This is a genomic window from Candidatus Avelusimicrobium faecicola, from assembly GCA_900540405.1.
Taxonomy (GTDB): Bacteria; Elusimicrobiota; Elusimicrobia; order Elusimicrobiales; family Elusimicrobiaceae; genus Avelusimicrobium; species Avelusimicrobium faecicola.
In genome coordinates this window covers 1-12098 of sequence record UQFW01000043.1, presented here as the reverse complement: position 1 = coordinate 12098, position 12098 = coordinate 1, and the positions used below count along the sequence as shown (strand labels likewise).

Here is a 12098-nt window from a genome sequence, read left to right as displayed (position 1 = left end):
AGCGCCCGGCGGGTGATGTGTGGCAGGGGTTATATGAGCCTTTTTTATTAGAAACGCCGCAGGCGGTTCTTTCCGCGGCGGCAGTAAAAAAGGCCGCGGGGCAGTTTTTTGAGGGAGTGTTCCCCAAAAATGCGGCGTTTGTATTGGCGGCGGCCCCAGTAAAGCATATTTTATCACACCGGAAGATTTGGGCCCAACTGTATAAAGTGGCGTTGCCGGCAAGCGCCCCTGTGCCGCCCGGCTTTGTGCGCGTGCCCGGCGCGCAGGTGTTTCAATACCCCGTATCCCGCCTGGTGAACCTGCTTTTGCAAAAAGCGGGGCTTTTATAATAATTTTTAGGAATAGTATTTCCCCTCTTAAATTGCTATCCTTTTTATATTAGGAGATTTTATGAAAAAAACAGGGTTTACATTAATTGAATTATTAGTAGTGGTGCTGATTATAGGCATTTTGGCGGGCGTGGCTCTGCCGCAGTATGAAAAAGCGGTGGAAAAGGCGCGCGCTATGGAGGCCGTCACCACTATTAAAGCGCTGAAAGATGCGCAGGAAGTGTATCATTTAGCCAATGGGGAGTATGCGGACTCTTTGGATAAACTGGATGTAGCCGTATCGGCCGATTTGAAGGATTACACTTTGGAAGCAGATTCCATTGGTTCCGGGCGGTATGCGTATAAAAATAAAAACAAGAATTTTTATATTGCGGGCAGTGGTAAATTCCGCCCGGTGGCGGCAACGGACCGTACAGACGTGATTTATTGTTGCGGGGAAGAAAAATTCTGCAAAGTAATAGGGCGGGAACGGTTTGATTTTACCCATTGTGGAAATGCGTATATTATTTATTAAGGATATTTTATGAAAAAAACAGGGTTTACATTAATTGAATTATTAGTAGTGGTGCTGATTATCGGCATTTTGGCGGGCGTGGCTCTGCCGCAGTATGAAATGGCGGTGGAAAAGGCGCGCGCGGCCGAGCCCTTGGCTATGCTTAAAACCATCCGGGATGCGCAGGAAATTTTTTATTTGGCCAATAACCGCTATGCCACGGACCCCGCAGAACTGGATATAGAAATACCGGCCAGTAAAAATTTTAACTATGGGGTGAATAGCGGAATGTCGGTTTATGCTACGCGCAAAGATGTGGCCGCCAGTAAAACATATTTGTTTGCCTACCGTTGGAACCAAACCAATGCGGCGCGCATTGTGTGCGGATATGATAACGCCGCCGCGCGGGATTTTGCCGTCCGCTTATGCAAAACGCTGGGCGCCAAAGAAAAAGAAAATGATAACCGCTGGATATTAACCAAATAGCTTTTAGGCGTTTCTGCTTTTGATAAGCCCCCGGGTTTTCCACCCGGGGGGTTTTCATATATATATTTTTTTATTATGTTTGGTGGGGCGGCGAGGTGTTTTGACGGTGGAGCGGCGTGCGCGGTGGAACTTTGGCCGGGATTTTGCGGCGGGGTGGCGTTTTGACGGTGGGGCTGTTTTGGTGGCGGCCCGAGGAGCATGGCGCGGCAGGGCTACACGGTGGCGCGTTGGCGGCTGTTGTGCGGCTTTGGCGGCGCACCCTAACACAAAGAACCCCACCGGGCGGCGGGGTTCTTTTTATAGTTTTTTATAAAATTACAAGGTTAGAACTTGTAGCCAAAGGTAAGGCCGAACATATCGCTCTTGCCGTCATTATACTTCATTGGCTTATTAAATTGGGCGTTGGCCGTACCGCTCAAGTCGCGGGCAAAAATATGCGCGTAAGCAAAATCTACGCTCCATATTTCATTTTTATAACCAAAACCCAGGCTGCCGATATGGCGGTCATCCACAGGCACCAAGGTATCCATGGCATGTTCGTTAATCGGGGATTTATCAAACACATAGCCCGCGCGTACCGCCCAGTTGGGGTTCAGGTTGTATTCGGCCCCAAAGTTCAATCGGTAGGTGTCTTTGTAATCTTTTTTATTGTGAATCGTCGGGGTGCTTTCGCGGTCTGAGTATTCAATTAAAATTTGGTCGTACGCACTCCAGAACGTGCCTACAATGCCGGTTTCAAAGGTCCACTTTTCCGTCGGGCGGAAAGAAATGCCCGCAGAAAGGCTGTCCGGCAGGGTAATGGCCCCTTTGGCATCGTCGTCAAAAATATTGATTGGCGCAGCAACTTCCATACCTGCATGAATACGACCGTTTAAGTTTTGTTTTACTTTGGAGCGGTACAACGCGCCCAAGGACCATTTTTCCGCCCATTCGGGACGATAGACAAAGGAGAAATTTCCCCCCCAACTTACGCCAGAACCGCTGATTTCGTAGGCGGTAGCGTTAGCCGTTGCGCCCGGCATAAGCGTAGAGTTTTGGGTGAAACCGATTACCATTGCTTCCAAGCCCATAGCCACGGAAAGTTCGTCACTGGCTTTTACGGCAATCGTGGGCGTGAAGGAAAAAGTTTCCAATTTTACTTTGTAGGCTAATCGGCTTCCAGCCCACGTTTCCCAGTTTTTATATTCCCCCCCTAAACCATAGCGGGAAAAACCGCCTAAACCGAGGGAAACGCCGTCGCTTACTTTATGGGTCAGGTAGAAGTTAGGCAGGTACCAAACGTCGCGTTTTAAGTCGCGCGATTGGCCGTCCACGGTGGTGGTGGCATTGGCGGTCACCACGGTTAGACCGAGTTGGGCTTGCGTGCCGTCCAGTTCGGTAATTAAGGCCGGGTTGGCGGCCAGAGAGGCGGCTTCGGCTTTGTTGGCCATAGTGGCGCCGCCCATAGCGGTACTGCGGGCGCTGTATTCGTACAAGCCGAATCCGGCACCGTAAGACGCGGCGGACCAAGACATCAGCATAACCGCCAGCGTGTAGGATAAGTATTTTTTCATAATCTCCTGTGCTACATAAAAATCCCCCGCCCTGTTAAAAAGGTGCGGGGGTGTTATCAAAATTATTTTTTCAATTCGTTAATTTTATCTTTAGCAAAAGCGCCCCAATAACTTTTGGTGTAATCTTCCAACAGTTTGGTGTAAGTTTCCAGCGCCTCGGCCTTTTGCCCGGCCAACTCTTGCGATAGCGCCAACGTAAAATACGCTTGCGGCAACGCAAAACTGGTGGGGTTTTGGGCAATAAACTGCTTCATGGTTTCAATAGATTTATCATATTGTTTAGTGGCTTGATACGCCGCCCCTAACGATAAATCCGCCACGGTGGCTACTTGCGTGTTTTTGGCTTGCGCGCGCAAGGCGGTGTAAACATCTAACGCTTGGGCGTAGTTTTCTTGGGAATAGAGCAAATCCCCTTTGAACAGCTGGGCGTATTGCGCGGCGTTGGAGCCCGGATATTTTTGGTTGATGGCGTCCAGTAAATTAAACGCTTCCTGTTGGCCCGCGCTGAGTAGCGCCATTTGGGCTACATAATAATCCGCCCAAGAGGCTTCTTCTACTTTTTGGCAGTGCGCCTGATAGGCCGTGCCTACCACCAAAGCCACCACTAAAACGCCCAACCCGGTCAACACGGCTTGTTTGCGGCGTTTGCAAAAGGAGCCCAATTTAATCAGGCCCGCAGTAATAAAATCATGATTATTCGTTTTGTTAGCCATATATCTATTATAGTAAATGTAAACGGGTAAAAGAACGGTTATTTTAAGTCTTCCGCCGTTAATTGGCGGCATTCAATCCCGTTTTTTTCCAAAAATACAATGCCTTCCTGGCTGCGGTCGTATTTATTTAAGTAATAAACTTGTTTGATACCCGCGCTTACAATTACTTTGGCGCAATGTACGCAGGGGGACCACGTCACATAAACGGCGGCCCCGGCGGTGGAAATGCCGTTTTTGGCCGCAAAGGCAATCGCGTTTTGTTCGGCGTGGAGTTCGTTGGAAATGGACCACTTGCCGTGTAAATCGTAAAAATCCCGGCTGGCCACAAAATCCGCATACGTGGGGTATTTATCGGCATAGTGGTCTTTATACACTTTGGTAAAGTGTTCCTCACAATGCTGTTGGCCGGTGGGCGTGCCGTTAAAACCAATGCTTATCACGCGGTTATCTTTTACCAATACCGCGCCGACGTTCAGCCGGCAACAGGTGGATTGGTCCGCCACCAGTTCCGCCATTTTAATAAATAATTTGTGTTTATTTTTCATGGTAATTTATCCTACCATTTTTTGAAGATAAAAAATACAGCCGCCACCAAGCATAAAAAGCCTGCCAGGTGGTTCCATTTGAACGTTTCCTTAAAATACAGAACGGAAAAGCCCGTAAACACGCTTAATGTGATGACTTCCTGCATTACTTTTAATTGGGTGACGGTAAAATAACCGCTGCCGATACGGTTAGCCGGCACTTGCAGGCAGTATTCAAAAAAGGCAATCCCCCAACTGGCTAAAATAACCAGCCAAAGGGCTTTATCTTTATGTTTTAAGTGGCCGTACCAGGCAACCGTCATAAACAGGTTGGAGGCGGTGAGTAGTAAAATGGTTTTCCACATACTTATATTATAATAAAACAGGCCCCTGCCGTGCGAACCTGGTTGCCGGGCGTTTTGCCCGCATTTGAAAAAATTTGCAATAAAAATGCGCCCTTTTGTGTTTTATACCTGCGGGCTTTTTTAAGGGCCCCAAAAACCACCGTAGCGGGTGGCATAATTTATATAATAATAAAGACTATGAATATTTTGAAAAACCTTTATTTATCCGGCCTTGTGTTAGCCGGCATTTGCGGCGGCGCGCAGGGTGCCGTTATTTCCCCCTTTCCGGCGGCGGACAGTTCCGCCCGGCCGCAAGCGGAGTTTCCGGCGGCGTTGGGTGCGGACGGTAAAGAAATTACCGGCCTGGACACTGCGCTTACGCTAGCGCGTTGTTTGGAAATTGCCATGGAAAACAACCCCTCCTTAATCAGCGCGCGGCTAAACGTGGCGGATGCGGCGGTAAGCGTCAGCTTGGCGAAAAGCAAATTTTTGCCCACCGCCACGGCGGGCGCCCAACAGGATTATAACGTGACCAAACTGCCGGGCCATGCCCGTACGGACCACGGCTCCGCGTCTTCTTATGTAGAAGCCTCTTTAACCATCAGCGGCATTACGGATTTGGCGCGCAACGTAAAAACGGCTAATTTGGCGTTGGAACAGGCCAAATTGGCTTTGGAAAAGGCTGAGCAGGAAGTAGCCAGTAATGTAAAAAGCAAATTTTACACGTTGCTTTCCGCCCAAAAAGCGGTGGAAATACGCACCAAAGCGCGTGATTTGTACCAAGACCAATACAACCGCGCCCAAGCTTATTTTGAAAACGGCCTGCGCCCCAAAGTGGACGTGACTACCGCCGAAGTAAACTTAAATAACGAAGATTTGCGGCTCATCCGCGCCAAAAATTTGGTTAATACGTCTTCGGCCAATTTGGCAAACGCTATGGGCGTGACGGCGGGCAACACCTTGGTATTGGACAGCCAAATAGACGAAACGCCCTTTCAAATTACGCTGGAAGAAGCCGTCCGCACGGCGTATGCCCAACGGCCGGACGTGCTGTCCTCCCAAACCGGGCTTAAAATCAGCCGTATTAAACTTAATCAAGCCAAAGCGGGGTATTGGCCCACGTTTTCTTTTTCGGCCAGTTTCAGCAAAAGCGGTGACGATTTTTATTTGGATAACGAAAACACCAAACTTTTAGCCGCGGTGGAATTGCCTTTATTTAATGCGCTCCAAACGTATAACGGGGTGAAACAGGCTAAAATTTCTTTAGCGGGAGCGTTAAACCAAGACCGCAGTTTAATGAATGATGTATTTTTGCAGGTACAGAGCGCCTATTTGAAGTTGCAGGAAGCGGGCGACAGTGTGCCAATCGCCCAATTAAACGTGCAAAAAGCCAAGGAAAATTTAGATTTGGCCCAAGGCCGTTATAACGAGGGTATCGGCGATATTATTGAACTGAAAGACGCCGAAGTTTCTTATACGGATGCGGAACTAAGCTACTTAACCGCCCGTTATGATTATGCTACCGCAGTAGCCGAACTTAAACAAGCAATGGGGACTAAATAGTATGAAAAAAATTCTTCACTTTCCGGTTGCGTGCTGGAAATGGTTTGTACAAAAAAATATTTTTATAAAACTGCTTATCGTGGCGGTTTTAATCGGCGGCGGGTGGTTTGCCTGGAGCCGGCTACATAACAGACCCTCTATTTTTCAGTATGACACTGCCCAAGTGGAAAAGGGCGATATTACGGACGTGGTGGAAGCCTCCGGCCCGCTGGCGCCTATTACCACCACGCAAGTAGGCGCGCTGGTATCCGGCGAAGTATTAAAAATTTATGTGGATTACAATTCCCGCGTTAAAAAAGGCGATTTACTGGCGGAAATTGACCCCACCCAAGTTCAGGCGGATTACGACCAAGCAAAGGCCACGCTCTCTTCCGCCAAGGAAAGTTTGGAATCGGCCAAAATGTCTTATCATTTAGCCCAGTTAAACCGTGACCGCTACAAAGATTTATACGCCAAAAATTATGTGTCTAAATCCAGTTTGGAAGAATACGAACTGGCCTATGTAAACGCCAAAAGCTCGCTCAACTCGGCCGAATCCTCCGTTATTCAGGCGCAGGCCCAGTTAGACCGCGCAAAAAAGGATTTATCCAATACCAAAATCGTGGCGCCGTATGACGGCATTGTGCTGACGAAACTGGTAAGCGAAGGGCAATCCTTAACGTCCGGCTATTCCACGCCGGAAATGTTCACATTGGCGCAGGACTTAACCAAAATGCAAATTGAGGCCAAAGTGTCCGAAGCGGACGTGGTAAAAATTACCGCCGGTTTAGTGGCCGATTTTACGTTGGACGGCTACCCGGACCAAACCTTCCACGGCACGGTGCGGCAGGTGCGCACGAATTATTCGTCTTCTTCGTCGTCCTCGTCCTCTTCGTCCGGCTATGGTTCGTCTTCTTCGTCTTCCACTACTTATACCGTGGTAATTGATGTGGACAATACGGCGGGCAAATTTATGCCCGGTATGACGGCCACTATCTCCATTAAAGCACAAGATAAAAAAGGTGTACTTTTAGTACCTAACGAGGCGTTGCGGTTTTCCCCCTCGTTTAATATGGAAAAATTCAACGATACCGGCGTTTGGATATTGGATAAAGGTGCTATGCAACCGCGCCGCGTAAGTGTAAAAATGGGGATTATCGGCGATAATAAGACGGAAGTTTCCGGCGAATTGACCGAAAACGACCGCGTAGTTATTTGGGAAGCCGTGGAAAGGAATATTTCCAGCGGGTTTTCTATGCCCCGCCCGCCCCGGAGGCGCTAATGGCTCTGATTGATACACGCAATTTATTTAAGATTTATAAACTGGGTGATGTGGAAGTCCGCGCGCTTAACGACGTAAGCGTAAGCGTGGAACGCGGCGAGTTTGTGGCCGTCATGGGGCCCAGCGGTTCCGGCAAATCTACGTTTATGAACATTTTGGGCTGTTTGGATAAACCCACCAGCGGCACCTATCTGTTAGACGGGATAGACGTGACGGCAACGGAACTATCCAAATTGGCCGGGGTGCGCAACCGCAAAATCGGCTTTGTGTTCCAGGGGTTCAACCTGATTAAACGCACCACGGCGGTGGAAAATGTGGAACTGCCCATGATTTATAACCATACGCCCATGCACTTGCGGCGCGAAAAAGCGCTTGCCGCCTTAAAAGCGGTGGGGTTGGCGGAGCGCGCGTTCCACTTGCCCAACCAACTTTCCGGCGGGCAACAACAGCGCGTGGCTATTGCGCGCTCTTTGGTGTGTGATGCACCCATTATTTTTGCCGACGAACCGACCGGAAACCTGGATACCAAAATGAGTATTGAGGTAATGGAACTGTTTACCCGGCTGAATAAAGAAATGGGCAAAACCATTATTTTAATTACGCACGAGCCGGACATTGCCGAATATGCCGGCCGCCTGATTAAGTTTAAGGACGGCCAAAAAATAAGTGACGAGAGGAAATAATGTTTGATACTTTTTATTCCATTTGCCGCCTTTCGCTAAAAGCCATCGCGGCCAATAAAATGCGCGCCGCGCTGACCAGTTTGGGTATTGTAATTGGCGTGGCGGCGGTAATTACCATGTTGGCGGTAGGCTCCGGCACGCAAAAAAGTATGGCGGAGCGGTTTTCCCGCTTTGGTACCAACATTTTGTATTTGCGCCAACCGTGGGATTCTTCCATTACGTCCCCCAAAGATATTACCATAAAAGATGTGGAGGCTATCCGCAAAGTGCCGGGCGTTGCCAGCGCCGCGCCGTATATTAATTCCGGCTTTGATGTAAAATACGGCTATACCTCTACTTCTGTGGGTATTTTAGCCACGGATACGGATATTTTTAAGACGTACGATTGGCAGTTGGACGCCGGGCGCCATTTTACAGAAAAAGAAGTTTCCTCTTATGCGCAAGTAATTGTACTGGGGGCCAGCACCGCCACAACCATTTTTAATGATGTGGACCCCGTGGGCCGGACGGTGGTACTCAATGAGATTCCGTTTAAGGTAGTTGGGGTTATGAAGAAAAACGGCCAGGGCGGCATGGGCTTTGATATGGACGAAGGCGCCTTAATCCCCTATACCACCGGCAAAGTAAAAATGAACACCGGGTGGAACAGCTCCAACCGCCACGCGTTGGACCGCGTGATTATCCGCGTGCAGGATTTTAACACCATAGAAACCACTAAAAAAGGTATAGAAAACGCCGTGCGCAATACGCACCATATCCACCCGCTTGCCGAGGACGACTTTCAACTGGACGATTTTGCTTCGTTTGTGGAAGAAGCCAAAAGTGCCAGCAAAACCATGAGCCTTTTACTGGGGGTTATTGGGGCGGTTTCCTTATTGGTGGGCGGCATTGGGGTAATGAACATTATGTTGGTGTCCGTCACGGAGCGCACGCGCGAAATAGGTATCCGCATGGCGATTGGGGCCACCAGTGCCGATATCCGCCTGCAATTTTTGGCCGAGGCCGTCACGCTGTCTTGTATCGGCGGGTTGATAGGCGTGATACTGGGGGTGGGCATTACGTTGTTTGTGGCCTCGCACTCCTCGTCTATTCCGGCGGAGCTAAGCGTGTGGTCCATTGTGCTTTCCGTGGGGTTTTCGGCCGCTACCGGGGTGTTTTTTGGGTATTACCCTGCGTATAAAGCCTCTAAACTTACCCCGATAGATGCTTTACGCTACGAGTAAAATTTCTGCCGACAAAATAACCGGGTGCTGGTATAGGCCCGGTTTTTTTATGCCCTGTAAACAAGGGCGGCGGGTTAGGTCGCGCGCTTGGGCTTGTTAGCCTATTGAAAACGGCGGCGGCGTGCGTTGAACAAGGGCGGCGGGCGCGTGGTTTGGGCCGCGCGCCTGGGCAGAGAAATGGCGGATAAATTCCCCCCCGCGGCAAGTGGAACCGGCCCCGCGGAACCAGGAGCCGGGCCCTGGCGGATACATCATAAAAAACCCCCGCTGGGTGGCGGGGGTTCGGTCTGGTAAGGTATTTATTTTTTAGGGGCCGCCTGTTTGGCTTTTTTGACGGCCGAGGATTCCAATTTATACAGCATTAAGAAGGACAGCACCGTCATTATCAGCGGGGCCGCAATTAACGCGGCGGACATGGCGGCGCGCTCCCCTAAAATGCCGTGCGTCAGCGCCCATTGGCCGGCGTTGGCTAACCACAGCGGGCCAAACGCGCAGGAAATGGCCGAGGCAATAATCAAAGATACCGTGCGCCCCTGCGTTTTGGGGTTTTTGGCGGCCGCGCCGAATAACAGCGTAAACAAGGTGGATATAGCTATTTCCGCCGCAAATAAGCCCCCGGTAAATAAGTAAGCGTTGCTTTGCGCAAACGGCAGTGCCGCGGCAATACCGGCCAGTGCCACCCCGCCGCCGAGGGTCATTTTGTAGCGCGGGAATTTTTGCAATACCCACGGGGCAATCATCCGCCCGATTAAAAACGCCCCGGCAAATTGCAACATGGATAATAAGTAGCGCATGGAGTCGGAAATATCCATGGTGGGCAGTAAAAACATCAGCCCATTGTGGATAGACACTTCAATCACGTTTAAGAAGAACGCCGCCGGGATTAAGTATTTGGCGGTGGAGTCCTCCTTAAACAAACTGACGTAGCCGCTGTTTTTAATGCCTTTCCACGCACCCGCCGCAGTGCGGGCCGGATTTTTAAGGGCGGTTTTCAGGCGGGCGGAAACGCTTTTGCCCGCTTTGGGTTTGGGGGCGGCTTCGTTTTTTATGTTGGGCAAGTTGGCCCAGCAGAATAACCCTAACCCCAAGGTTAAAATAGGCAGCGGCAAAACAAACGCAAAGCTCCAATCTAACCCCAATAATTCTTTAGAGGCCCACGGGAACAGATACGTCATAATGATACCGACGGAGCGGAAAATTTGCGTTTTGATGTTGTATTTTTCCAATTTGCCCAAACGCTCGTTTTCCGGCAGTTTGCTTAAATCCGGCGCCACGCGGCTTAAATGTTCCAGCACCGTTCCCACGGAGTTTTGAATTAAAATCATCCCGGAACTGGCTAACGCAATAGAGGCTAAAATGCGGGCAAAATGCGCCTGGGTGTCTACCTCGGGCAAAAAGTGGCCGTTTAAGCCGCTTAACAACACCCCGCTGGCAAGCCCGGCTATGTTTAATCCAAGCCCTAAACCTAACGTCTTTTTGGCCCCCAGTTTCGTTTGCAGAACATCACTCAACATAGCCCCTAAAAAGTACGGCAGATAGGTGGCTACGGTGACCAGGCTGTTGTCGTCCATATTCAGGCCCAGGCTCATACCTAAATCCGTCAGTATGGGCGAGGCTACTTCCAACCCCATAATAAAAGAGGTGGCATACAGCACATAGCGGCTGGCTACGGTATTTTGCGGAAAGAGATTTTTAAGCCCTTTCCCCATTTTTTTGGCGGCGTTGCCCAGGGAGAAAAGCGGCAGGCCGCTATAAATATAGCCGTTATTGCTGGCGCCGGTGCGGCCGAAAAAGCTAAACCGCGCGGCCGGATAAGCCAGGGCCGGGGCCGCTTTTGCGGGCACGAGCGACGGCGCCAACGTGCTGAAAGCGGGCAGTTTGAACCAAGACGGGCGGACCCCAAACGCGCTTTGCCCCCATTTGCCCAGCATAAGCGGGGCCATTTTGCGCGGCTCCGGCGCGTTGATAGGAAAGCGGTAAACAGGCGCGGCCGCTTTGGTGGGGGCCCACTTAAAAGTATGAGCCGTTTGGGCGGTGGAGCGCGCCGCCGTATAGACGGTTTCCGTTTTGGCAAGCGTGGTTAGCGGCGTGACACCGCGCACGGACATAGCCGCCTGCGGGGTGGAAAATTGGAGCAGTAAACTTAAATTCAGGGCGAAGGCTTTATCCCGCGCCAATTTTAAGAAGGTGGAGCCTTTGCCGAAAGTCCATTTGTCTATTTTGGCGTCCCATGCCAGTTGCCGCACGCGCGCGGCTTGGGCGGCTTGCTGTTCCAGTTGATACGCGCGGGTTTGTTTCCAGGCGGCATCTAATTGGGCTTTTTCGGCTACCTTTTGGATAAGCTCTTTATCCATTTGGCGGGAAATGGCGGCCTCTTTTTGCGCTTTGGCCTTGGCGGCAGCTTTGCGGGCGCGCGCTTTAATTTGTTTGGGCGTTAAGACCGTTGCGCGGGCGGAGGTTGCCGGCGCGGAAACACTTTGCGCCGGAGCCTTAAAATCAGCCGGTTGGGTATAGGTTTTGCCGCTTTTCAAGGCGGCGGCCGTTTGGGGGTTTTTTACAATTTTTACGGCAGGCGGCGGCAATACGCTTTTGATGTTTAAGGTGTTGCGCACACTGCCCAGCATGACTTCCTTGGCGGAGCGCACCCCATACGCCTGCACGCGCCCCAAACGCAGTATTCTGCCCGCGTTGGCGCTTACGGTTAAGCCGTTGGCGGCGGCTTGGGCGCGGGCCAAACGCAGTACGCGCACCCCGGTTTTAAGGCCCTGCGTTCCCATTTTTACGGCGGATACCGCCAATTTGCCAATCGCGGCTACGGCTAACACCACGTCCGCCACTTGCCCAACGGTTATAGCGGCGCTTTTATGCCGGTAGCTTTTTAATGCTTGCGCGGCGGGGCGTGCGTGTTTGGCAAGCCCTTTGAACG

11 protein-coding genes and 1 pseudogene are annotated in these 12098 nt (G+C 50.8%); 7 read left to right on the top strand and 5 right to left on the bottom strand.

What is annotated here, in order from left to right; all coding sequences use genetic code 11:
• The 3 genes and pseudogenes from ACQY18_RS05120 to ACQY18_RS05110 form a co-directional block, all read left to right on the top strand.
• Positions 1-329 (top strand): annotated as a pseudogene (locus tag ACQY18_RS05120) (hypothetical protein); the annotation flags it as partial.
• A 61-nt stretch (positions 330-390) separates the two neighbouring features.
• Entirely contained in the window at positions 391-843 is a 453-nt protein-coding gene (locus ACQY18_RS05115; RefSeq protein ID WP_428039086.1) for a type IV pilin protein, read from the top strand.
• A gap of 9 nt (positions 844-852) precedes the next feature.
• The gene (locus ACQY18_RS05110) at positions 853-1308 is read left to right on the top strand and encodes a type IV pilin protein (RefSeq protein WP_428039085.1); all 456 of its coding nucleotides are present in this window, start codon (positions 853-855) and stop codon (positions 1306-1308) included.
• A 323-nt stretch (positions 1309-1631) separates the two neighbouring features.
• Here ACQY18_RS05110 and ACQY18_RS05105 read toward each other — a convergent pair whose 3' ends face one another.
• From ACQY18_RS05105 to ACQY18_RS05090, 4 genes are all read right to left on the bottom strand, one after another.
• Positions 1632-2861, bottom strand: a complete 1230-nt coding sequence (locus ACQY18_RS05105; RefSeq protein ID WP_428039084.1) for an OmpP1/FadL family transporter — start codon at positions 2859-2861, stop codon at positions 1632-1634.
• 62 nt (positions 2862-2923) lie between these two features.
• On the bottom strand, positions 2924-3574 hold the full coding sequence (locus ACQY18_RS05100; RefSeq protein ID WP_176777720.1) for a tetratricopeptide repeat protein: 651 nt from the start codon (positions 3572-3574) through the stop codon (positions 2924-2926).
• Between the two features lie 38 nt (positions 3575-3612).
• Positions 3613-4119, bottom strand: a complete 507-nt coding sequence (locus tag ACQY18_RS05095) for a deaminase (protein ID WP_176777721.1) — start codon at positions 4117-4119, stop codon at positions 3613-3615.
• 11 nt (positions 4120-4130) lie between these two features.
• Positions 4131-4463 carry a DMT family protein gene (locus tag ACQY18_RS05090; protein ID WP_428039083.1) on the bottom strand — a complete coding sequence of 111 codons (333 nt, stop codon included), beginning with the start codon at positions 4461-4463 and terminating at the stop codon, positions 4131-4133.
• 177 nt (positions 4464-4640) lie between these two features.
• Here ACQY18_RS05090 and ACQY18_RS05085 point away from each other — a divergent pair, with 177 nt between their 5' ends.
• From ACQY18_RS05085 to ACQY18_RS05070, 4 genes are read left to right on the top strand one after another with little or no spacing between them, the layout of a single operon-like run.
• Entirely contained in the window at positions 4641-6005 is a 1365-nt protein-coding gene (locus ACQY18_RS05085; protein ID WP_428039082.1) for a TolC family protein, read from the top strand.
• 1 nt (position 6006) lies between these two features.
• On the top strand, positions 6007-7266 hold the full coding sequence (locus ACQY18_RS05080; RefSeq protein WP_428039081.1) for an efflux RND transporter periplasmic adaptor subunit: 1260 nt from the start codon (positions 6007-6009) through the stop codon (positions 7264-7266).
• Complete coding sequence (locus tag ACQY18_RS05075; RefSeq protein WP_176777725.1) at positions 7266-7949, top strand: ATP-binding cassette domain-containing protein; 684 nt, start codon at positions 7266-7268, stop codon at positions 7947-7949. Before ACQY18_RS05080 ends, ACQY18_RS05075 begins: the two co-directional genes overlap by 1 nt.
• Positions 7949-9172 carry an ABC transporter permease gene (locus ACQY18_RS05070; protein WP_428039080.1) on the top strand — a complete coding sequence of 408 codons (1224 nt, stop codon included), beginning with the start codon at positions 7949-7951 and terminating at the stop codon, positions 9170-9172. The genes ACQY18_RS05075 and ACQY18_RS05070 overlap by 1 nt, the downstream gene beginning before the upstream one ends.
• Positions 9173-9471: 299 nt before the next feature.
• Here the strand turns inward: ACQY18_RS05070 and ACQY18_RS05065 are convergent.
• On the bottom strand, positions 9472-12098 hold a 2627-nt coding region (locus tag ACQY18_RS05065; protein WP_428039079.1), incomplete at its 5' end, for an MFS transporter.